Raw genomic sequence first — 19,034 nt, forward strand, 5'->3', positions numbered from 1 at the left:
TGAACCGCCCCGCGATTGCCGGAGGCCCCAACTCCTGAGAGGAAGGGTCTATGAGCAAGACGACGAACAAGTTTTCACCCGAGGTTCGCGAGCGGGCGGTGCGGATGGTTCTCGACAGCGAGAAGGATCATCCCTCGCGCTGGGCCGCGGTGACATCGATTGCCGGCAAGATTGGCTGCTCGGCCTACACGCTGCTCGAGTGGGTGAAGAAGTCCGAGGTCGACAAGGGCATGCGTGCTGGCGTTCCGTCCGAGCTGGCTGACAAGCTCAAGGCGCTGGAACGCGAGAACCGCGAGCTGCGCCAGGCCAACGAGATCCTGCGCAAGGCGTCTGCTTATTTTGCCCAGGCGGAGCTCGACCGCCCACTGAAGCGATGAGCGGGTTCATCGACGAGCATCGCGAGGAGTACGGGGTCGAGCCGATCTGCAGGGTTTTGCCGATCGCCCCATCCACCTACCACGAGCGTGTCGCGCAGCGGCGCGATCCCTCGCGAATGTCGGCCCGTGCCCAGCGCGATCAGGCCCTGAAGCCCGAGGTGCTGCGCGTGTTCTCCGAGAACTTCGGCGTCTATGGTGCAAGGAAGGTGTGGCGGCAGATGAAGCGCGAAGGCTTCGACATCGCCCGATGCACGGTCGAGCGGCTGATGCGCGATCTTGGTCTGCAGGGCGTGATCCGGGGCAAGCCGGTGAAGACGACGGTGAGCGACAAGGCGGCGCCTTGCCCGCTCGATCAGGTCAACCGGCAGTTCCATGCCCCGGCGCCGAACATGCTGTGGGTGTCGGACTTTACGTACGTCGCGACTTGGACCGGGTTCGTCTACGTCGCCTTCGTGATCGACGTGTTCGCCCGCTATATCGTGGGCTGGCGAGTGAGCCGGACCGCGCATGCCGGGTTCGTCCTGGATGCCCTGGAGCAGGCGATCCATCATCGGCGGCCCGTCCATCATGGCGGTCTTATCCACCACTCCGACCGCGGTAGCCAGTACGTCTCGATCAAGTACACCGAGCGTCTCGCCGAAGCCGGGATCGAACCTTCGGTGGGCAGCGTTGGCGACAGCTACGACAACGCTTTGGCCGAAACGATCAACGGACTCTACAAAGCCGAGGTGATCCACCGACGCGGGCCGTGGCGGTCGTTCGAGGCTGTCGAACATGCCACGCTCGAATGGGTGAGTTGGTTCAACAACAGGCGGTTGCTCGAGCCAATCGGCAACATCCCGCCCGCCGAAGCCGAAGCACGATACTACGCCATGCTGGACGAACGCCCGATGGCGGCATAACTCAAACCAAATGGCCTCCGGCAATCGCGGGGCGGTTCAGTATCGTCTTCCGCCTGGACTGATGCAGGCATTGGTTTGGGCCGAGTCCCGTTTCAATCCGATGGCTATCAGCCCAGTTGGCGCTGCCGGACTTGCCCAGCTGATGCCGGCAACCGCCCGTGAGCTTGGCGTTCGCAACCGGCATGATCCCGCCCAGAACATCGATGGCGGTGCGCGTTACCTGCGGCAGATGCTGGACCGCTTTGGCGATGTCCAGTTAGCGCTCGCTGCCTACAACGCCGGTCCCGGTGCCGTCACACGTGCGGGTGGCATCCCGAGAAATCGGGAAACGCCAGCATATGTCAGGAGCGTTTTGCAGCGTTGGATGGCATATAGTCGCTCATGAATACGAATCGAAAACGTATCAGCGGACGGCTCGAGCAACTGCCACGCGGCTTCACCATCGTAACCGAGGCGGGCGATCATTGGGTGCTCGAAGACGTCGAGCCCGCGAACGACCATTTCGGCAACGAGGTGACTGCCGAAGGAGAGGTTGTCGGTCTCGATCGACTACGCGTCGATTGGCTTGGTGCAGTCTAGCGCGAGGGATAGCTCAACAACTTCCCTGGCTCGCAAAAACACCCAAAGATCATCCGAGCCCACTCAATGGCAATTTCCCTACGACGTTCGAGGAACGCAGCGCGGTTGTATGCACCCTCCGATCCCGAGACGCCTTGCGGGATATGAGCCAGCATCAGGTCGATGACATACCTGTCGCCCGGTGACCCGTTGCGCTCTGCCCATTCGTTCATGATCGTGGAGAATGACGCACGCCAACCGTGGGGAACATGGCGACCCTGATAGCCGCATCGGTTGTAGAAATAGCTCAGCGTGTTCTCACTCATCGGCACCCGGGCATTCCGAATGCTCGGGAACACGAGCGGACCGCGCCCCGTCAATCGCCGCGCGGCCCTTAGCACGGAAACTGCTTCAGGTTGCAGCGGCACAAGGTGGTCGAATGTCTCGTCGTGCTTCAGGTCAATGGTGAGCTTCATGTGGGAAGCCGGAATACGCCACAAAGCCTCCGGACAAGGTTCCCCGCTCTCCCAGTCGATTTCCTCGAGCTCTTCCCATGCCACGGTTCGGATCGCGCCAAGTCGTTGGGCGGTCAGGGCCGCAAACCGAGAGGCAAGTTTGGTTAATGGCGACGCAGGTTCCACTTCGGTTTTGCGGATCATGTCCTGCAGACCTTCGACATCCAGGATCGCTGGACGTTTCTTGCTGCGAGGCACTGGCTTGAGAGCCTTGCCAACAACTGCAGCAGGATCACGCGTGCCATGGCCTTCAGCGATGGCGTGGACAAATACAGCAGACATGCGTTGGCGGACCCGGTGCGCAGTCTCGATTGCTCCGCGCTTCTCGATCTTGCGAAGGACGGTGAGAACCATTGGTTCATCAAGCTCAGCAACAGGCAGCGCGCCGACCCACGGAAATACCTCCTTCTCAAGGCTGGTGATCACATCATTCGCGTGGACAGGCGTCCATCGGTCCTCCTGCAGTGCGAACCAGCTTCTCGCCATCACTTCGAACGTGTTGGCAGCCGCGCGGCTGCGGCCGATTGCTTCCTTCTTTGCCTCGATGCCAGGATCCCTGCCCTCGGCCAGCAGTTTGCGAGCCTCGACCTTTTTTTCTCGCGCCTCCTTGAGCGAGATTTCCGGGTAAGCACCGAATACCAGTCGCCGTTCTTTTCCAGCAAACCGATACTTGAGGCGCCAACTGCGCTTTCCGGTCTTGGTGACGTAGAGATAGAGGCCTTCGGAATCGGAAAGCTTGTAATCTTTGTCTTTCGACTTTGCCTGCCGGACTGCAATTTCGCTGAGCATCGGTGCCCCCAGATTTGTGCTTCAGTGCCCCCAACGGTGCCCCCAATCGACGGGGATGGAGGGAGAATGTCTGAAACAAATAGAGAACATCTAATAGCGCAAAATCGCAGAAAATCAAGGAAAACAGGCGTTTCTGGGGCTTTCCGGGAAGGGCCATTGGCGGAGCGGGAGGGATTCGAACCCTCGATACGGGGTTACCGTATACACACTTTCCAGGCGTGCGCCTTCGACCACTCGGCCACCGCTCCGCATGTCTGCCAGCCTCGCTCGAAAGCGGGATCGGTCGGACAAGGGCGTCGCCGTAGCGGCGCGCGGGGCGGATGACAAGCGTGCTTGCGCAGTCTAGGCAAAAGCCCATGATCCGTACTTTCGCCAAGGCACCCGACGCACAGGAAATCGAGGCCATCGCGCGCCAGACCCTCGCGCGCCTGCCCGCCGCCTTTGCCGAGCAGCTCGGCAACCTCAACCTCGCCATCGAGGACTTCGCCGAAGACGCCCTGCTCGACGATCTCGGGATCGAAAGCGCCTACGAGCTTACCGGCGTTTACGAAGGCATTCCGCTGACCGAACAGTCGATCGACCACTCTGGCACCATGCCCGAACGGGTGCGGTTGTTCCGCCTGCCGATCCTGCTGGAATGGTGCGAGCGCGGCGATGTCACTCTGGAAGACCTTGTCGCCCACGTGGTGATCCACGAGATCGGGCACCATTTCGGATTGTCCGATGCGGATATGCACACGCTTGAAGACCAGGTTTTGTAGCTTGCCAAAGCGCGCCGGGGTGGCACTCTCGCGCCCATGATCACTCTTCGCCTGATGGCCGCCAGCCTGCTTACCCTCGCCGCGCCTGCCATGGCGCAGGAGGAGCCGCCCGCGCCCGGAAGCGTGGTTGCCGCAGCTACGCCCGAGGAGTGGGTGCAGATCGCGCCCGAGGACATTCTCGTGATGGAACTTTCGCCCGCCGCCGACGGCTCGGCGCGCCGGGTGGTGATCCAGCTTCTGCCGCCGCCGTTCAGTCAGCCATGGGTCGAGAACATCAAGACGCTTGCGCGCGCGCATTGGTGGGACGGCAAGAGCATCTACCGCGTGGTCGATAATTGGGTCGCGCAATGGGGCGGCGGCGATCCCGAGCTGGACATGGATCCGGGGCCGCTACCTGAGGGCGTGGTGTCACCGATGGTCCCCTACGTTGAAACTTGGGGCAAAGATGGTGACGAGATCGTTCTATGGCACCCCCGAGACTATCTCGAAGACAACTATGCCGACTGGGCTCAGTTCTTCGATGGCTGGCCGACCGCCTATGCGATTTCGGCCGACACCACACAACTTAGCGGATGGCCCGTCCACTGCTACGGCTCGGTCGGTGTCGCGCGTGACCTTGCGCCCGATACCGGCACCGGCAGCGAACTCTACGCCGTGATTGGCCACGCTCCGCGCCAGCTCGATCGCAACATCGCGGTGGTCGGGCGGGTGATCGCGGGGATCGAATATCTGTCCACCCTCCCCCGTGGCACGGCCGAGGCCGGGGTCTATGCCGAGCGCAGTGAAGATACGCCCATCGTCAGCGTGCGGCTCGCCAGCGAGATGTCCGATCCGCCTGCCTACGAATATCTCGACACCGCGAGCGATAGCTTCGCGCGCTACGTCGAAGTGCGCGCCAACCGGCATGACAGCTTCTACGAAGTGCCCGCTGGCGGGGTCGATGTGTGCAACGTGCAGGTGCCGATAAGGCCCGTCCAATGAGCGATAGCCTCACCCACACCGGCGAAGTGTGGCTCTGGACCAGCGCCACCTCCCCCGGCAGCTGGCACTTCCTCACCATCGACGGCGCAGCAGGCGAGGCCATCGCCGCGCACGAGGCCATGCGGCGGCTCGAATTCGGCAGCGGGCGCGGGTTCGGCTCGGTCAAGGTGCGTGTGCGCGTCGGGGACAGCGAGTGGAACACCTCGGTCTTCCCGGCGAGCGACGAGGGCTATATCCTTCCGCTCAAGGCCGCGATCCGCAAGGCCGAGGGGATCGTGCAGGGTAGCGAAGTGACCGTCGAGCTGGAACTGCTCTAACGCGCCCCTAGTCGGCCAGACGTTGCATCAATTCGATCCGGTTGCCGAAGGGATCGTGAATATCCGCCCGCACATAACCTTCCAGCGCGCCGCCATCACTGCTCGCCACGCCCGCTTCTGCCAGCCGGGCGCGAAACTGCGCCAGATCACCCACCAGCAAGGCCGGATGCGCCTTCTTCGCCGGCACGAAGCCCTGCTCCACCCCTAGATGAATCTGCGCGCCGCCGCCCGTGAACCAGCATCCGCCTCGCTTGGCCATGTCGGCGGGCTTGGGCACTTCGCGCAGCCCGAGAATGTCGGCGTAGAACGCCCGCGCGCTGTCTTCCTCACCCGGCGGCATGGCGATCTGCACATGATCTATGCCGATGATGCCGATGCTCATACGCGCTCGGCCTGAGCCACCGCGTCGGTTGCCCTGAGAGCCGACACAATGCGCGTCAGATGCGCCAGATCCTGCACTTCAAGATCGACGATGTCCGTGTGGAACAGCTCGTCGCGCTCGGCCAGTTCGAGATTGATCACATTGGCCCCGGCCTTGGCGAACACACCCGCCATCTCGGCCAGCGTACCTGGCCGGTTGTAGAGCGTCACCGACAGCCGCCCCACCGCCCCCTGTGAGCGTTCACCCCACGACAGGTCGATCCAGTCGATATCCTCGCCATTGGCCAGCTGAAGGCAGTCGATGGCATGGACCGCCACGCTCTCGCCCGCATGGCGCAGCCCCACGATGCGGTCGCCCGGCACCGGGTGGCAGCACTCCGCCAGCGTAAAGCCCACCCCCGGCGTCAGCCCCTTGATCGACAGCGCGTGGCCGGGCTTCATCTCCTCGGGCAGGTCGGCGGTGCTGCCCGGAACCAGCGCCTCCATCACCGCGCGGTCGCTCAATTTGGCCGAGCCGATGGCCTCCATCAGCGCTTCCTCGTTCGGCAGGTCGAGCCGCTCCAGGGCCTGGGCTATCGCCTTCTTGCCGATCTTGGTCGGCATCTCCTTGGCGATATCGTCGAACAGCGCGCGGCCGACCTCGGCAATCTCGGCCCGCTCACGCAGGCGCACCGAGCGCCGGATCGCCGCACGCGCCTTGCCCGTCACCACGAAACCGAGCCAGTGCAGCTGCGGCTGCGCGCTCTTGCCCTTGATGATCTCGACCACATCGCCGTTGCCGAGCGGCGTGCGCAGCGGCATGTGCCGCCCGTTGATCTTCGCGCCTACGGTCTGCGCGCCGAGATCGGTGTGGACGGCATAGGCGAAGTCGACCGCCGTCGCGCCCTTGGGCAACTGGTGCAGCGCGCCCTTTGGGGTGAAGGCGAAGATCCGGTCCTGATAGATCGCCAGCTTGGTGTGTTCGAGCAGCTCCTCGGGATCGTGGCTCTGCTCGACGATCTCGATCAGGTCGCGCAGCCAGCCGACCTGCCCATCGACCTTGCCGCCCTGCTTGTAGGCCCAGTGCGCCGCAAGGCCGAAGCCATTGGTGCGATGCATCTCGCGGGTACGGATCTGCACCTCGCAGCGCATCGACTTGTCGTAGAACACCGTGGTGTGGATCGAGCGATAGCCGTTGGTCTTGGGCGTGGAGATATAGTCCTTGAACCGCCCCGGAACCATCTGGAACGCCTGATGCAGCACGCCCAGCGCGCGGTAGCAGTCGTCGACATTGTCGGTCAACACGCGGAAGGCCATGATGTCCGAGATGTGTTCGAACGGCAGGTGACGTTCGGCCATCTTCTTCCAGATCGAATAGGGGTGCTTCTCGCGCCCCCACACCTCGACCTCGAGCCCCGCCTCGCTCAACGCCTGCTTGAAATCGAGCGCGATCCGGTCGACCTGACCGGCATCGGAAGACCGCAGCTGCTCCAGCCGCGAGACGATGGTGGCATAGGCCTCGGGCTCCAGCTGTTCGAAGGCGAGCAGCTGCATCTCGCGCATATATTCGTACATGCCCACCCGCTCGGCCAGCGGGGCGTAGATATCCATCGTCTCGCGCGCGATCCGGCGGCGCTTTTCCGGCTTCGAGATATGGTGCAGCGTGCGCATATTGTGCAGCCGGTCGGCCAGCTTCACCAGCAGCACGCGCAAGTCCTCGCTCATCGCAAGCAGGAACTTGCGCAGATTCTCAGCGGCGCGTTCGTCGTCAGTGAGCTGCTCGATCTTGGAAAGCTTGGTCACCCCATCGACCAGCCGGGCGACCTCGGGGCCGAAGTTCAGCTCGATATCCTCGATGGTGGCGAGCGTATCCTCCACCGTATCGTGGAGCAGCGCGGTGATGATCGTCTGCTGGTCGAGCTTGAGGTCGGTCATCAGCCCGGCCACTTCGACCGGATGGCTGAAATAGGGGTCGCCCGAGGCGCGCTTCTGACTGCCGTGCTTCTGCACGGTGTAAACATAGGCGCGGTTGAGAAGCGCCTCGTCGGCATTGGGGTCGTATTCCTTGACCCTCTCTACGAGTTCATATTGGCGGAGCATATCTGCGCAGATGTGCGGTTTGGCGCGGGGTTGAGCAAGCCCGTTTTGTAAGTTGAAGTGTTATCGGGCCAACATATGCAAAAGGGCCGCACCCATCACCGGGTGCGGCCCGCAAGGCCTGCCGCTGCCACAGCAGCGGTCAAAACCGGTACTCGCGCCTAGAAGCGATAGCCCACGCCGATGACAGTCTGATAGACATCGATGTCGAAGTCATAGCTGGCATAGCGGGTTTCGAGGTTGGCATAGAGATGCTGGCCGAGGGCAACTTCGCCGCCCAGTCCGAGCTTGACGCCATCCACGCTCAGGTTCGAAACCGAGATATCCGAATAGCCGACCGTGGCATAGAGCAGCGCCGAAGGATCGACCTTCACACCGGCACGGGCACCAACGCCCAGCTCGCGGAAGTCGATGTCGTCGCCGTCGAACACGTCGGTGTAATTGACGGTCGCACCGAGCACGACCTTGCCGAGGTCGAAATCGTAGCCGGCATTGAAACCGTAAGTGGTTTCTTCAGTGCCGAGGAAATCATCGTCCGCCACGCCAATCTCGACGCCGACGCGCGGGCCGGTGAACGAGGCAGCAGTGCCCTGTGCGAACGCCGGGGTGGCGATCAGCGTCGCAGCAGCGGCGGCAAAAAACGCAATACTTTTCATTATTCTGTCATTCCTGTTGTACCCCCTCGCAAGGAGGGGCGGCCCGCTTAGACAGGGCCCACATGCACAACAAGGAAGCGTTGCTCTATTGCAACAAAAATGCTCAGTTCGTGTTGCGAAAATATCACATTGATCGATGCGCGATTGGCTGCGCGACGATCAGCCCCCGATATTGTCTGGCAAGCTGGCCTGCGCCACGGTGATGACCGGCTGAACCGACGGCGCGCTGCCTGCATAGATGAACCCGGCAACCGGGTTATGGCGCGAACCGAGGCTGCCGCTCGGGCCATACCACACGCGCACTTCACTCCAGTCGCCCGCTTCGGACACATCGACCACCGGCACCCCGGTCTCGATCCCGCCGGGGGTTGACCAGTTGGCGTGATCGATGAGGATATGCCGCTCGTCGATCACCTGAGCGACCACAGCGACATGCCCCAACGGCATCGCGCGGCTCGAACGGAATGCCATCACGGCGCCGACTTCGGGCTCCTGTCCGCGCTCGTAGCGACCTTCAGCCGCGCCCCACCACAGGTGCGCATTGCCGCGCAGTTCGATGCCGGAATGATCGCGGGCGTAGGGCACGCACTGGAGGCGGGCCTGAGCCGGCTGGGCCACCATCACCGAAAGCAGAAGAGCCAGTGGCCAGAGCCAGGGACGACGCAGAAAGACACCAATCCCGTTCGATCCCCGCAGGAACCCGATGCTTGCGATCATGACTTACCCGACCCTCGGTCTGTTTACCCTGGGCCGCACTGATACACTGTAACACGCCGGCAGAAACCCTGCCCCGGCTCCTGCCATCGCGTTCGGCAAACGGTTCGACGCTTGCGAGCGGGGAACCACACGAGGGCTCGCCCGTTTCACGGAAACCCGGCGCGGATAGCGCCGCTGCCGGGCTCCCCTTAGCGAATCGTCATTCGGTCCAGCCGACGATCCTGTCGACGCTGCCCCGCGTCATCGAATGATAGCCGCCGCGCGTCCGGGCATAGAGCGCCCTGGCAATGGCCTGCCCCCATTCGTCCTGCGCCATCAGCTGCGCGTAGAGCGGCGAGACGAACTTGTTGCGGCCCACGCGGGTGAGGAACTCCTCGGCCTGCGGCACCACCGGCTGATAGCGATTGCGCAGCGCGGCATCCAGCCACAGGAACTGCACCTCGGCATTGCGCGTGCCCGACAGCCCAAGCGTGGTATCGAGCCCCGCCAGTTCGCTTGGCGACAGTTCTTCCGGCAGGCGTTCGAGGAAGCGGCGCTGTTCGGCCGCGCTCCACTTGGGCCACTCAGCCTCGATTGCCGTAAGGTCGCGGCTGTCGGCATAGGCGGCAACCGCCGCATCCACAGCGGCAAAGGCCTTCGGATCGGGCTTCAGCGCGTTGCCGGGAAGGCCGGTGCCATAGACCCATTCGTCAAGCATCAGCTTGTCTTCCAGCGCCTTGTCACCCTTCAGCAGGTTCTCGCGCATGTCGGCGAGGAACATTTCCGAAGTCGCGGGCTGGAAGGCGTGGCTGTCGAACCAGTTGCGCAGCCACGGATCGAACTTCTCGCGCCCGACGATGCTCTCCACGGTGCGCAGGAACACGGTGCCCTTGTCGTAGATCGCCTCGCTCGCGGTGTCGAAGGGGCTGGTGCCGGGCGGCGTGCGCATGGCGGTGACGGGGCTGTTCTCGCCCTCCTGCTCGATCATGCCGACAAGCGCCGCATAGCTCAGCGCATATTCCTGCTCGGCGCGCAGCTCGCCAAACACCTTCTCGGTGATGCGGTTCTCGATATAGGAGGTGACGCCCTCGTTCAGCCAGCCATCGCGCCAGCTGGCATAGGTGACGAGGTTGCCCGACCAGCTGTGCGCCAGTTCATGCGCCACCAGGCCGGTGTTCGACCGGTCGCCCGCGATGAAGGTCGGGGTGAGGAAGGTCATCACCGGGTTTTCCATCCCGCCATAGGGGAAGCTCGGCGGCAGCACGATCATGTCGTAGCGGCCCCAGCGATAGTCGCCGTAGATGCTTTCGGCCGCATCGATCATGGCCTCGGTATCGCCCAGCTCTTCCTTCGCCGCCTCAAGCACCGAAGGCTCGGCCCAGACGCCGGTGCGCGGGCCCAGCTGCGCGAAGGCGATGTCGCCTGCGGCAATCGAGATCAGATAGGGCGGAACCGAATGCTCCATCTCGAAGGTGTAGATCTTGGTGCCGTCCGGCCCGCTTTCAGCGTCGCCCCGGCGGATACCGCTCATCACCACGCCGAGCGCCGCTGGCGCAGCGATGCGCGCATCCCAGCTCTGGCGGATGCCGGGGCTGTCCTGCGTGGGAATCCAGCTGCGGTTGAGGATCGCCTGCCCCTGACTGAACAGGAACGGATGCTTCTTGCCGGCGGTCTGCTCGGGCGAGAGCCACTGCAAGGCCTCGGCGCCGGGCGCGCTCTTATAGGTGACGACGATCTGCTCGGGCGCGGTCACGGCGCCGCTGTCCTCGGCAAAGGTGATCGTGAACGGCTCGCCCTTTTCGCTGCCATCGGCGTTCTCACCGAGGGTGAACTTTAACGGTTCGCCCGCGCCATCGGTAACGGCGGAGACTTGCAGACCGTTGGAATCGAGCACGATCTCCCGCGCATCATCCGCCGCGACAATGTCGAGCGTCGCCGTCCCGCCGACCTGCTGTGCCGCGAAATCGAGCGCCAGATCGAGCGAAACGTGCGTGACCCGCGCCTCGGTGGGGCGGGCCCAGGTATATTCGTCCTGCGCCTCGGCGCTCGTCAGGATCGGTGCGACGAGGTGCTCGTCCGCTGGCCCATCGCTGGTCGAACAGGCGGTCAGAGCAAAGGCCAGCAGGGCGGCGGAACAGGACAGGCGCATGAAGTTCTCCGGAGCAGCCGCCCGCGACCGGCAGCCAGTTTCACCGGCAACTATAGCAAAGGCAGGTCTGCTGTCATCCCTCTGCGATCAGCTCCCTTGCAATCAGCTCCAGGTGACTTCGGGAGGCAGGCTCATCAGGATCGCGTCGATATTGCCGCCGGTCTTGAGCCCGAACAGCGTGCCCCGGTCGTAAACGAGGTTGAACTCGACATAGCGCCCGCGCCATTCCTTCTGCGTGGCCTTGTCGGCCTCGGTGAACGGCGTGTCCATCCGCTCGCGCACGATCCTGGGGAAGGCGTCGAGGAAGGCCTCGCCCACGTCGCGCGTGAAGGCGAAGTTGCGCTCGAAGGCGGCCAGATCCTCGCATTCGAGGTGGTCGTAGAAGATGCCGCCCACCCCGCGCGCCACATTGCGGTGCGGGATGAAAAAATAGTCGTCAGCCCACTTCTTGAAGCGTTCGTAATAGGTCGGGTTGTGCGCCGCACAGGCCGCGCGCAGGCGGGCGTGGAAGGCCTCGGTGTCCTCGACATATTCAATCGGCGGGTTGAGGTCGGCCCCGCCGCCGAACCAGGCCGCCTGCGTGGTGAGGAAACGGGTGTTCATGTGCACGGCGGGCACGTGCGGATTGGCCATATGCGCGACGAGGCTGATGCCGGTGGCGGTGAATTCGGGGTGCTCCTCGGAGGCGCCGTTGATCGTGGCGGCGAACTGGGGCGCGAACTTGCCCGAAACGGTCGACACGTTGACGCCGACCTTCTCGAACACACGGCCTTTCATCTTGCCCTGCACACCGCCGCCGCCGTGCGAGCCGTCTTCGGTGTCGCGATCCCACGGGGTGTATTCGAAGGCAGCGCCGGACCCGGCCTCGCGCTCGATTGCCTCGAACTCGGCGCAGATGCGGTCCCGCAAGGCTTCGAACCATGTGCGGGCTGCGTTTGTCTGCTCGGTCCAAACCATAAAACCTCCGCTCATCCTGAGCTTACCGAAGGATCGTCCTTCACTCTCGGCGCAGCCCTAGAAGAAAAGACCGCCGTTCGACAAGCTCAGGGCGCGCGGAGCTTGAAATGAAGGTCAGACCTTGCCATCAGCACCCAATGGTTCCCCTTTCGTTCGCCTTCCCTTTTTGCCGCGAGGAGTTCGTGCTGCTGCCGGGCCGCGCGCTGTTCTGGCCGCGCGAGCAGGCGCTGCTGGTGGCCGATCTCCACCTCGAAAAGGCAAGCTTTTACGCAAGGCACGGCCAGTTCCTCCCCCCTTACGACAGCCGCGAGACGCTGGGCCGCCTCGCCGAGGCCGTGCGCGAGACGGGCGCAAGGCGCGTGTTCTGCCTCGGCGACAACTTCCACGATTCGGCGGGCTCAACCCGGCTGGAGGACCATGCCGCCGGAATGCTCGCTGCGCTCACACGGGCGACCGACTGGGTCTGGATCACCGGCAACCACGATCCGGCGATGGAAGCGCGCCACGGCGGCACCATGGCCGAAGAGCTGGAAGTCGCCGGCATGGTGCTGCGCCACGAGGCGCGGCGCGGCGAGGTACGGCCCGAACTTTCCGGCCATTTCCACCCGCGACTCCAGCTCAAGGTCCATCACCGCCACATCCGCCGTCCCTGCGCGGTGGTGAGCGAGGATGCGCAAGGGGCCGGGCGGATGATCCTGCCCGCCTTCGGCGCGCTCACCGGCGGGATGAACGCCGCCGACCCGGCGATTCTCCGGGCACTTCAGCCCGCCCGCGCCATCGACGCACTGGTTCCGGCGGGGCGCAAACTGGCGCGGTTTTCGCTTTGGAGAGACGCCGCCTAGCCTCTGGTATTTCGGCCCGAACGCGCCTACATAGCCTCCAAACAAATCGACCCGACGCCATAGCAGGAGCAAAACCCATACCCCGTCCACCCCGCCGCATGATGGCACCGCCGGTGAAGTCCGGCCCCAAATATGACAACTTCATCCAGGCCAACAAGGTTCGCGTGATCGATGATCAGGGCGAAAACATTGGCGTGATGTACACCAACGAAGCGATCGAGCAGGCGCACGAGCTCGGGTTGAACCTCGTCGAGGTATCCCCGAACGCCGATCCGCCGGTGTGCAAGTTCCTCGACGTCGGCAAGCATCGCTACGAAGCGCAGAAAAAGGCCAACGCCCAGCGCAAGACGCAGAAGACGCAGGAAATCAAAGAAATCAAGATGCGTCCCAACATCGACGATCACGACTATGACGTGAAGATGAAGGCGATGCACAAGTTCATCGGCAACGGCGACAAGGTGAAGGTCACGCTTCGCTTCCGCGGTCGCGAGATGGCGCACCAGCACCTCGGCATGGATCTGCTGAAGCGCGTGCAGGAAGACATGGCGGAAGACGCCAAGGTCGAAGCCTATCCGCGCCTCGAAGGCCGCCAGATGCTGATGGTCCTTGCCCCCAAGTGATGCTTGGCGGGCGAGGCCCTGAGATAGCGTGATGTAGGCAGGCCCGCCGCTTCTTCCGGGAACAATCGGCGGGCTGCGGTGGTTTGGCGGGGTATGGCACCCGCCTTTTCGCCTTGGCAGGCGAGCGGATCGCTCTGGCTCGCCACCGTGCCGGCTTTGACGCTGGCTCTTGCCGCTTGCGGCGAAGGGGGGCCTGTGCCGGGCAAGAGCAACCCGGCAACGCCGGCCAGCACCCCCACCCCCACCTCGCCCTTTCTCTGGAGCTCGGATGATCCGGCTCCTCCCCCGGGCTATACCGATGGCTCGGGCATCAATGAGCACTACCCCGATCTTACGCCAGTGCCGCTGGCGATGGACCTCGAACACACCGAGGCGGGCGCGCGCAACGTGCTGCTGCTCTTCGCGCGCGCAATCGAACTGCGCGAGTACGATCAGGCCTGGGACATGCTCGACGACAGCGCGAAACAGCGCTGGAGCAAGGCCGCCTTCAACACCCTGTTCGACGGCTTGAGCGACATCACGGTGTCGGTGCCGGGCGGCGAGATGGAAGGCGCGGCAGGCTCGTCATACTACACCAGTGAGGCGGAAATCACCGCCACCGACGCCAACGGGCGCCCGATCCGGATGGAAGGCGCGCTGGTTCTGCGCCGGGTCAACGACGTTCCCGGTGCAAGCGAAGAGCAATTGCGCTGGCACGTCGCGCAAATCGATCTGACCCAGACGCACTAGTGCCGCTGCGGTTCTGATGCACGACCGCCCCTTCGGGCTGTTGCCCGCCCTTGCCCGAGCCGCGCTGATCGTCGACACCTGCCGGAGCAGTGGCCTAACCCGCGAATAAGGGAAAATACCTATTCCCGCCAAGGCTGACCTTTGCCCAAGCTGACTAAGCCCCGCCGGGTAAGGCAGATATGGGGACTGCACATGGGACATGAGTCGCGCATTGGCGTAAGAGAAGACGAGGCAGGCGGCACGCGCCTGTGGCGATTGTTCGGTCTGGGCACACGCTCGAACGACCGCCACCGGCATGGCAATTCGCGCATCACCGAACGCGCCCGGTTGCTGGAAGACATCACCGAATTTCTGCTGCGCCACGATCTGCCCGTTTCGCCCGACAACCTGCTGCGGGCCCACGCGATCATGACCAAGTCCAACCTGCGCCTCGCCAACAAGGTCATCGAGCGTGAAGAAGCGGGCGAGCCGGTCACGCAGAGCTGGCTCGACCAGCAGATTACCGGGAGCGACACCACCGACACCACCTCGTCCAACCTCGACCGTCTGGCGCGCGAACTCGACCGTTCGATGGAGCGTTTCGGCGAAAGCACCCGCAGCGCGCAGGAGGCAGCCAGCGACTATGGCGCGCAACTGGCGCAGCAGACCGAGATGGTCGCCAACTCTACCTCCGAAGAGGACGTTGTCGCCAGCCTCGCACAGGTGGCTCGCGCCATGCTCGACCGCACGCGCGAGATGGAAGCGCAGATGAAGAAGAGCGACGAGGAAGCACGCGACCTGCGCCGCAACCTCGCCAAGGCCCGCCGCGATGCCACCATCGACCACCTGACCAACTTGCCCAACCGGCGCGCGTTCGAGGACGTGTTCAAGAGCGAATGGATGGCCGCGCAGGCGGAAATGGAACCGCTGTGCCTGGCGCTGTGCGACATCGACTTCTTCAAGGCCGTCAACGATACCCACGGGCATGACACCGGCGACCGCGTGATCCGCGCGGTGGCGCAGGCGCTCGACCGGATTTCCGACAGCTGTCACGTGGCTCGCCACGGCGGGGAGGAATTCGTGCTGCTGTTTCGCGGGCTCGACCTTGCGGGGGCCAGCGCGGCGCTGGACGCGGCCCGCGAACGGTTTGCGGCGCGGCACTTCGTCGACAAGGTATCGGGCAAGGCGATTGGCGGGGTCACCTTCTCCGGCGGGCTGACCGACGTGTTCGCCCATCCCGACCTGTCGAGCGCGCTGCGCAGCGCTGACGAAGCGCTCTATCGTGCGAAGGAAGCGGGGCGGAACCGGGTCGAGGTGGCCTGAGCAACCACCTGCCGGGCGGTGGCTGCGGCGTGAGGAGCGGACCAGAGATAGCCCAATTCTGGGAGGTCTCTGGCCTTGTTCGGCCTCAGCCCTTCCAGGTCCGCCGCTCTTCGGCTGACTTCAGCACTTCATAGGCCAGTTGCAGCTTCTGGAACTCCTCGGCGGCTTCCTTGTCGCCGGGCTTCACATCGGGATGCACCTTCTTGGCCCGCGCGCGCCATTCGCGCTTGATCGCCTCGAAATCGGCGTCGCCCTCCAGCTCCAGCACTTCGAGCGCGCGCATCTCGTCCTGACTGCGGCTGCCATCGCCGCTGCCGCCCCAGCCATAGTGCGCACTTTCGGCATAGCCCGCGTTCTCACGCTGCTCGCGGCCTGCACGGCTCGCCGCCTCTTCCTTGCTCAGTCCCTCGAAATAGTCCCATTTCGAATTGTACTCCGCCGCGTGCTTCTCGCAGAAATACCAGCGGTCGGGGCTGTTCGGGCTCTTGGGGGCGGGGCATTTGCCCGGCTCGGTGCAACCATGGCGGTCACACAGGCGCACCTGTGCGGCTTCGCGCGTGCTCTCATAGCCGCGCCAGCGAGGGAAACCCCAGTCGTTCGATCGGCGTGCGCGGCTCATTCTGACCATTATAGGCACAATGCGCTCGGGCGGAAACCCGCCTCTACGGAAATCTGCGAAGGCACGCAGCGTTACAAAATGATGCATTATGCTGCGTTGCAAAAGAGAGGCTGTCGCCTATCTGCGGGGTGAGACAACCGCCGCGAGGTGCATACCGTGAGCAAACAACTGACCATTTCGGCAACCGCATCGGTGTTGGCGATGGCATTGTTCGCGCTCTTCACGCAGATCGGCGAGCCGCCCTCGCCCCAGTCGCACAGAGAAACGGGCGCGACGGCCAGTGCCATCGCGCCCGCGGTCGGCCAGCTTGTGCCGGCTCTCCCCTCCATTCGCTGAACTAGTCGATCATCACCGTGACCGCGCGACGGTTACGCGCCCAGGCCGCCGGGGTCGACGCGGTGTCGACCGGACGTTCCTCGCCATAGCTCACCGTGCGCAGACGGTTTTCGGCAATGCCGAGGCTGACCAGATAGGCGCGCGCAGCATTGGCGCGGCGCTCACCCAGAGCAAGGTTGTAGTCGCGCGTGCCGCGTTCGTCGGCGTGACCTTCAACGGTGGCACGGGTCGACGGGTACTGGGTCAGGTACTCGGCCTGACGGCGCAACGCGGCCATGTCGGTGGCGTCGATGTTGTACTGGTCGGTGTCGAAGTAGATCGTGTCCGACCCGGCCATGGCCGACGAGAAGTGCGCCTGCGAGCCCGGCTGCGGACCGCGCGGCGCGGTGGGCGCAGGAGTCGGCGCCGGCGTGGAGACATCACGCGGTGCGGGCGGGATTACCTCGGGCGGTTCCTTCTTGCAGGCGCCCAAAGCGAGCACGCTGGACATGGTAAGCGCGATGACAATACGATTCATCCTATAGGCTCCTAAAATGGCGACAGTCGCCGGAAGTCTTTCATGCCGTAATTACTCCGGCAAGCTAGTTTTGTCTTGTGACTAAGGCAAGACCGGACCCCAGGCAGGGTCGGATGCGCCCACCGGGGTCTGCAGGCGACGCAGATTTTCCCCCGTCAGGTCGACCTGCCAGATGCTCGAATCGCCCGAACCGCGCTCGGAGCGGAAGAACTGGATGATCCGGCCGTTGGGTGCCCAGGTCGGGGCCTCGTCCTGCCAGCCATCGGTCAGAACCCGCACGTTGCCGCCCGAGGGCGTCATCACCGCGATGTTGAAGTCGCCGGCGATGCGGGTGAAGGCAATCTGATCGCCGCGCGGGCTCCACTCGGGCGTGGCACAGCGGCCCGAAGCGAACGAGATGCGCCGCTGGTTCGAGCCATCGGCATTCATGACGTAGCACTGCTGCGCCCCCGAACGGTCGCTTTCGAACACGATCTGGGTGCCATCGGGCGAATAGGAACCGCCCACGTCGATGCCGGGGTTATCGGTGAGGCGAATCGGCCTGCCGCCACCAGCCGCCGAAACGCGGTAGATGTCGGTGTTGCCGCCGCTTGCCATCGAATAGAGAATCCAGCGTCCGTCCGGGCTCCAGCGCGGGGCGAAGGTCGGGTTGCTGCTTTCTGTCACCAGCACCTGCTCGCGCGTATCGATGTCGTAGACATAGATGCGCGGGTTGCCGTCGGTGTAGCTGAGATAGGCGATCTTGCGGTAGTCGGGCGAATAGCGCGGGGTCAGCGCGGTCGAGCGGCCATTGGTGATGAAACGATGGTTGGCCCCGTCGCTGTCCATGATCGCCAGCCGCTTGATCCGGTTATCCTTCGGGCCGGTCTCGGCGATATAGGCGATGCGGCTGTCGAAGAACGGGCTTTCGCCGGAAAGCCGCGAATAGACGAGATCGGCGCACTTGTGCGCAGCGCGGCGCCATTCGCTCGGCAGGACCACCCAGCCCTCGCGCGCCAGTTCGCTCTGAAGCGCGACGTCGTAAAGATAGCAGCCGACCGTCAGCCGCCCGTCGGCACCGGCACGGACATAGCCCTGCACCAGCATTTCGGCGCTGCGGCCCTGCCAGGTGGAGAAGGCCGGCGCGGTGATCTGCTCGTAACTCGGACGCGGCAGCGCATCGGGGCCGACCGGGCGGAACAGGCCGTTGTTGCGCAGATCGTTGAACACCACGCGGGCCAGATCCAGCCCCAGCGCCGTGGTGCCAGACGAGTTCGCGGGCGTCGGCTGTTCGCGGTTGGTGGCGAAGGCCGGGATGGCAATGCCGGTATCCTGCCAGGCCGAATCGTCGGTGACGGTGCCGCGCAGCGGGCCATTCTCGCCGTTGTCGTCCATCGTGGTGACAACCGGCTGCGCGCCGATGCCCGCCGGATCGAGATCGGGCAGCAGGTCGCCGCTCGACTGCGCCACGGCGGGGGCAGAGAGCAGCAGCGAAAAGACAGTCAGGAGGAACGGTGTTTTCATCACAATCTCCGGTCGAATTCCCATTCGAGGTCGTTCCAGCGGCTGTAGAACTGTTCTGGCAGGCTGGAGAAATTGGCGAGCTGCACCGCACGGATCGCGCGTTCGCAATGGAGCTGCGCCTGCGGGCGGTTGCTGTCGGTGATACCGCGCTGGCCGATGCAGCGCGGCTGACCGTTCAAGGTGCCATCGCGGTTGAGCTTCCAGGCCACCACGGTCACCAGTTGATCGGCATCGACGCCCGAGGGCGCGGTCCAGTTGGGACGCAGCGCACGGGTAATCGCCGAGGACAGCGCGGCGCGTTCGGTCTGCCCGAAGGTAGCGGCGGGCGATCCGCGCGTGCCGGTCGAAGCGCTCGATCCTTCGAGGAAGTCCGCCCCGATGCGGCTGCCGCCCGAGGTCGGGCGGGTGCTCGGCGTCGGGCTTGGCGCGGGGGTTGCGCGAGAGGTTGGCC

Annotated in this window: 20 protein-coding genes, 1 tRNA gene, 2 pseudogenes and 1 other annotated feature; of the genes and pseudogenes, 11 read left to right on the plus strand and 12 right to left on the minus strand. The window is 64.2% G+C overall.

What is annotated here, in order from left to right:
• The first annotated feature begins 50 nt into the window (after window positions 1–50).
• The 3 genes and pseudogenes from D2V17_RS11690 to D2V17_RS11700 all read left to right on the plus strand — a co-directional run bounded on the left by D2V17_RS11690 (window position 51) and on the right by D2V17_RS11700 (window position 1,858).
• Window positions 51–1,279, plus strand: a protein-coding gene (locus D2V17_RS11690; RefSeq protein WP_119592530.1) for an IS3 family transposase whose coding sequence is annotated in 2 segments (ribosomal slippage) — window positions 51–339 and window positions 339–1,279 — 1,230 coding nt in all. Because the reading frame shifts where the segments join, the coding sequence is not laid out codon by codon here.
• Window positions 332–448, plus strand: a sequence feature (AL1L pseudoknot). It overlaps the preceding gene by 117 nt.
• A gap of 37 nt (window positions 1,280–1,316) precedes the next feature.
• Window positions 1,317–1,664: pseudogene (locus D2V17_RS11695) on the plus strand (lytic transglycosylase domain-containing protein); the annotation flags it as partial.
• The gene (locus D2V17_RS11700) at window positions 1,661–1,858 is read left to right on the plus strand and encodes a DUF5818 domain-containing protein (protein WP_119593075.1); all 198 of its coding nucleotides are present in this window, start codon (window positions 1,661–1,663) and stop codon (window positions 1,856–1,858) included. The pseudogene D2V17_RS11695 and the gene D2V17_RS11700, both read left to right, overlap by 4 nt.
• Here D2V17_RS11700 and D2V17_RS11705 read toward each other — a convergent pair.
• Together D2V17_RS11705 and D2V17_RS11710 are read right to left on the minus strand one after the other, a co-directional pair.
• Window positions 1,855–3,141 (minus strand): tyrosine-type recombinase/integrase, encoded by a 1,287-nt coding sequence (locus tag D2V17_RS11705; protein ID WP_119593076.1) that lies wholly within the window; start codon window positions 3,139–3,141, stop codon window positions 1,855–1,857. The two genes, D2V17_RS11700 and D2V17_RS11705, sit on opposite strands and share 4 nt — an antisense overlap.
• 157 nt (window positions 3,142–3,298) lie before the next feature.
• Window positions 3,299–3,389 (minus strand) — tRNA-Ser (locus D2V17_RS11710).
• 108 nt (window positions 3,390–3,497) lie between these two features.
• Here D2V17_RS11710 and D2V17_RS11715 point away from each other — a divergent pair.
• The 3 genes from D2V17_RS11715 to D2V17_RS11725 are packed head-to-tail and all read left to right on the plus strand — an operon-like array spanning window position 3,498 to window position 5,200.
• Entirely contained in the window at window positions 3,498–3,902 is a 405-nt protein-coding gene (locus D2V17_RS11715; RefSeq protein ID WP_119593077.1) for a metallopeptidase family protein, read from the plus strand.
• Between the two features lie 36 nt (window positions 3,903–3,938).
• Window positions 3,939–4,883, plus strand: coding sequence for a peptidylprolyl isomerase (locus D2V17_RS11720; RefSeq protein WP_119593078.1), 945 nt, complete (start codon window positions 3,939–3,941; stop codon window positions 4,881–4,883).
• Window positions 4,880–5,200, plus strand: coding sequence for a DUF1905 domain-containing protein (locus tag D2V17_RS11725; protein WP_119593079.1), 321 nt, complete (start codon window positions 4,880–4,882; stop codon window positions 5,198–5,200). The genes D2V17_RS11720 and D2V17_RS11725 overlap by 4 nt, the downstream gene beginning before the upstream one ends.
• 7 nt (window positions 5,201–5,207) lie before the next feature.
• Here the strand turns inward: D2V17_RS11725 and D2V17_RS11730 are convergent, their stop codons facing one another.
• The 6 genes from D2V17_RS11730 to hemF form a co-directional block, all read right to left on the minus strand.
• Window positions 5,208–5,582, minus strand: a complete 375-nt coding sequence (locus D2V17_RS11730) for a VOC family protein (RefSeq protein WP_220474110.1) — start codon at window positions 5,580–5,582, stop codon at window positions 5,208–5,210.
• Window positions 5,579–7,660, minus strand: coding sequence for a RelA/SpoT family protein (locus tag D2V17_RS11735; RefSeq protein ID WP_119593080.1), 2,082 nt, complete (start codon window positions 7,658–7,660; stop codon window positions 5,579–5,581). Before D2V17_RS11735 ends, D2V17_RS11730 begins: the two co-directional genes overlap by 4 nt.
• A gap of 158 nt (window positions 7,661–7,818) precedes the next feature.
• The gene (locus tag D2V17_RS11740; protein ID WP_119593081.1) at window positions 7,819–8,313 is read right to left on the minus strand and encodes an outer membrane protein; all 495 of its coding nucleotides are present in this window, start codon (window positions 8,311–8,313) and stop codon (window positions 7,819–7,821) included.
• Between the two features lie 159 nt (window positions 8,314–8,472).
• Entirely contained in the window at window positions 8,473–9,030 is a 558-nt protein-coding gene (locus D2V17_RS11745; protein WP_191229168.1) for a CHAP domain-containing protein, read from the minus strand.
• 199 nt (window positions 9,031–9,229) lie between these two features.
• Window positions 9,230–11,158: a M1 family metallopeptidase gene (locus tag D2V17_RS11750; RefSeq protein WP_119593082.1), complete on the minus strand. Its 1,929-nt coding sequence runs from the start codon at window positions 11,156–11,158 to the stop codon at window positions 9,230–9,232.
• A 102-nt stretch (window positions 11,159–11,260) separates the two neighbouring features.
• Window positions 11,261–12,115 carry an oxygen-dependent coproporphyrinogen oxidase gene (hemF, locus tag D2V17_RS11755; protein ID WP_119593083.1) on the minus strand — a complete coding sequence of 285 codons (855 nt, stop codon included), beginning with the start codon at window positions 12,113–12,115 and terminating at the stop codon, window positions 11,261–11,263.
• 137 nt (window positions 12,116–12,252) lie between these two features.
• On the opposite strand from hemF, the gene pdeM reads away from it, so the two are divergent.
• The 4 genes from pdeM (at window position 12,253) to D2V17_RS11775 (ending at window position 15,608) form a co-directional block, all read left to right on the plus strand.
• Window positions 12,253–12,957 (plus strand): ligase-associated DNA damage response endonuclease PdeM, encoded by a 705-nt coding sequence (gene pdeM / locus D2V17_RS11760; RefSeq protein ID WP_119593084.1) that lies wholly within the window; start codon window positions 12,253–12,255, stop codon window positions 12,955–12,957.
• 98 nt (window positions 12,958–13,055) lie between these two features.
• Window positions 13,056–13,577, plus strand: coding sequence for a translation initiation factor IF-3 (infC, locus tag D2V17_RS11765; protein ID WP_119593085.1), 522 nt, complete (start codon window positions 13,056–13,058; stop codon window positions 13,575–13,577).
• A gap of 93 nt (window positions 13,578–13,670) precedes the next feature.
• Window positions 13,671–14,306, plus strand: a complete 636-nt coding sequence (locus D2V17_RS11770; RefSeq protein ID WP_245978688.1) for a hypothetical protein — start codon at window positions 13,671–13,673, stop codon at window positions 14,304–14,306.
• Window positions 14,307–14,498: 192 nt separating this feature from the next.
• Window positions 14,499–15,608 carry a GGDEF domain-containing protein gene (locus D2V17_RS11775; RefSeq protein WP_119593086.1) on the plus strand — a complete coding sequence of 370 codons (1,110 nt, stop codon included), beginning with the start codon at window positions 14,499–14,501 and terminating at the stop codon, window positions 15,606–15,608.
• An 85-nt stretch (window positions 15,609–15,693) separates the two neighbouring features.
• Here D2V17_RS11775 and D2V17_RS11780 read toward each other — a convergent pair whose 3' ends face one another.
• On the minus strand, window positions 15,694–16,227 hold the full coding sequence (locus tag D2V17_RS11780) for a J domain-containing protein (RefSeq protein WP_119593093.1): 534 nt from the start codon (window positions 16,225–16,227) through the stop codon (window positions 15,694–15,696).
• A gap of 156 nt (window positions 16,228–16,383) precedes the next feature.
• Between D2V17_RS11780 and D2V17_RS11785 the strand changes: the two genes are divergently transcribed.
• Window positions 16,384–16,563 carry a hypothetical protein gene (locus tag D2V17_RS11785; protein ID WP_147367376.1) on the plus strand — a complete coding sequence of 60 codons (180 nt, stop codon included), beginning with the start codon at window positions 16,384–16,386 and terminating at the stop codon, window positions 16,561–16,563.
• A gap of 1 nt (window position 16,564) precedes the next feature.
• Here D2V17_RS11785 and pal read toward each other — a convergent pair whose 3' ends face one another.
• The 3 genes and pseudogenes from pal to D2V17_RS21375 form a co-directional block, all read right to left on the minus strand.
• A complete protein-coding gene (gene pal, locus D2V17_RS11790) occupies window positions 16,565–17,080 on the minus strand; it encodes a peptidoglycan-associated lipoprotein Pal (RefSeq protein WP_119593088.1) in 516 nt (171 codons plus the stop codon).
• An 81-nt stretch (window positions 17,081–17,161) separates the two neighbouring features.
• Window positions 17,162–18,583, minus strand: coding sequence for a Tol-Pal system beta propeller repeat protein TolB (tolB, locus tag D2V17_RS11795; protein ID WP_119593089.1), 1,422 nt, complete (start codon window positions 18,581–18,583; stop codon window positions 17,162–17,164).
• Window positions 18,583–19,034: pseudogene (locus D2V17_RS21375) on the minus strand (TonB C-terminal domain-containing protein); the annotation flags it as partial. The gene tolB and the pseudogene D2V17_RS21375, both read right to left, overlap by 1 nt.

Origin of the sequence: Aurantiacibacter xanthus (assembly GCF_003584015.1) — a bacterium.
GTDB classification, from domain to species: Bacteria; Pseudomonadota; Alphaproteobacteria; order Sphingomonadales; family Sphingomonadaceae; genus Alteraurantiacibacter; species Alteraurantiacibacter xanthus.

Excerpts from the sequence above, each read along its gene's own strand:
- D2V17_RS11745 (WP_191229168.1), bottom strand. The coding sequence starts at position 9,030 with ATGATCGCAAGCATCGGGTTCCTGCGGGGATCGAACGGGATTGGTGTC.
- infC (WP_119593085.1), top strand. The coding sequence starts at position 13,056 with ATGATGGCACCGCCGGTGAAGTCCGGCCCCAAATATGACAACTTCATC.
- D2V17_RS11775 (WP_119593086.1), top strand. The coding sequence starts at position 14,499 with ATGGGACATGAGTCGCGCATTGGCGTAAGAGAAGACGAGGCAGGCGGC.
- D2V17_RS11750 (WP_119593082.1), bottom strand. The coding sequence starts at position 11,158 with ATGCGCCTGTCCTGTTCCGCCGCCCTGCTGGCCTTTGCTCTGACCGCC.
- D2V17_RS11725 (WP_119593079.1), top strand. The coding sequence starts at position 4,880 with ATGAGCGATAGCCTCACCCACACCGGCGAAGTGTGGCTCTGGACCAGC.
- tolB (WP_119593089.1), bottom strand. The coding sequence starts at position 18,583 with ATGAAAACACCGTTCCTCCTGACTGTCTTTTCGCTGCTGCTCTCTGCC.
- pal (WP_119593088.1), bottom strand. The coding sequence starts at position 17,080 with ATGAATCGTATTGTCATCGCGCTTACCATGTCCAGCGTGCTCGCTTTG.
- D2V17_RS11735 (WP_119593080.1), bottom strand. The coding sequence starts at position 7,660 with ATGCTCCGCCAATATGAACTCGTAGAGAGGGTCAAGGAATACGACCCC.
- pdeM (WP_119593084.1), top strand. The coding sequence starts at position 12,253 with ATGGTTCCCCTTTCGTTCGCCTTCCCTTTTTGCCGCGAGGAGTTCGTG.
- D2V17_RS11780 (WP_119593093.1), bottom strand. The coding sequence starts at position 16,227 with ATGAGCCGCGCACGCCGATCGAACGACTGGGGTTTCCCTCGCTGGCGC.
- D2V17_RS11770 (WP_245978688.1), top strand. The coding sequence starts at position 13,671 with ATGGCACCCGCCTTTTCGCCTTGGCAGGCGAGCGGATCGCTCTGGCTC.
- D2V17_RS11715 (WP_119593077.1), top strand. The coding sequence starts at position 3,498 with ATGATCCGTACTTTCGCCAAGGCACCCGACGCACAGGAAATCGAGGCC.
- D2V17_RS11730 (WP_220474110.1), bottom strand. The coding sequence starts at position 5,582 with ATGAGCATCGGCATCATCGGCATAGATCATGTGCAGATCGCCATGCCG.
- D2V17_RS11700 (WP_119593075.1), top strand. The coding sequence starts at position 1,661 with ATGAATACGAATCGAAAACGTATCAGCGGACGGCTCGAGCAACTGCCA.
- D2V17_RS11705 (WP_119593076.1), bottom strand. The coding sequence starts at position 3,141 with ATGCTCAGCGAAATTGCAGTCCGGCAGGCAAAGTCGAAAGACAAAGAT.
- D2V17_RS11720 (WP_119593078.1), top strand. The coding sequence starts at position 3,939 with ATGATCACTCTTCGCCTGATGGCCGCCAGCCTGCTTACCCTCGCCGCG.
- D2V17_RS11740 (WP_119593081.1), bottom strand. The coding sequence starts at position 8,313 with ATGAAAAGTATTGCGTTTTTTGCCGCCGCTGCTGCGACGCTGATCGCC.
- hemF (WP_119593083.1), bottom strand. The coding sequence starts at position 12,115 with ATGGTTTGGACCGAGCAGACAAACGCAGCCCGCACATGGTTCGAAGCC.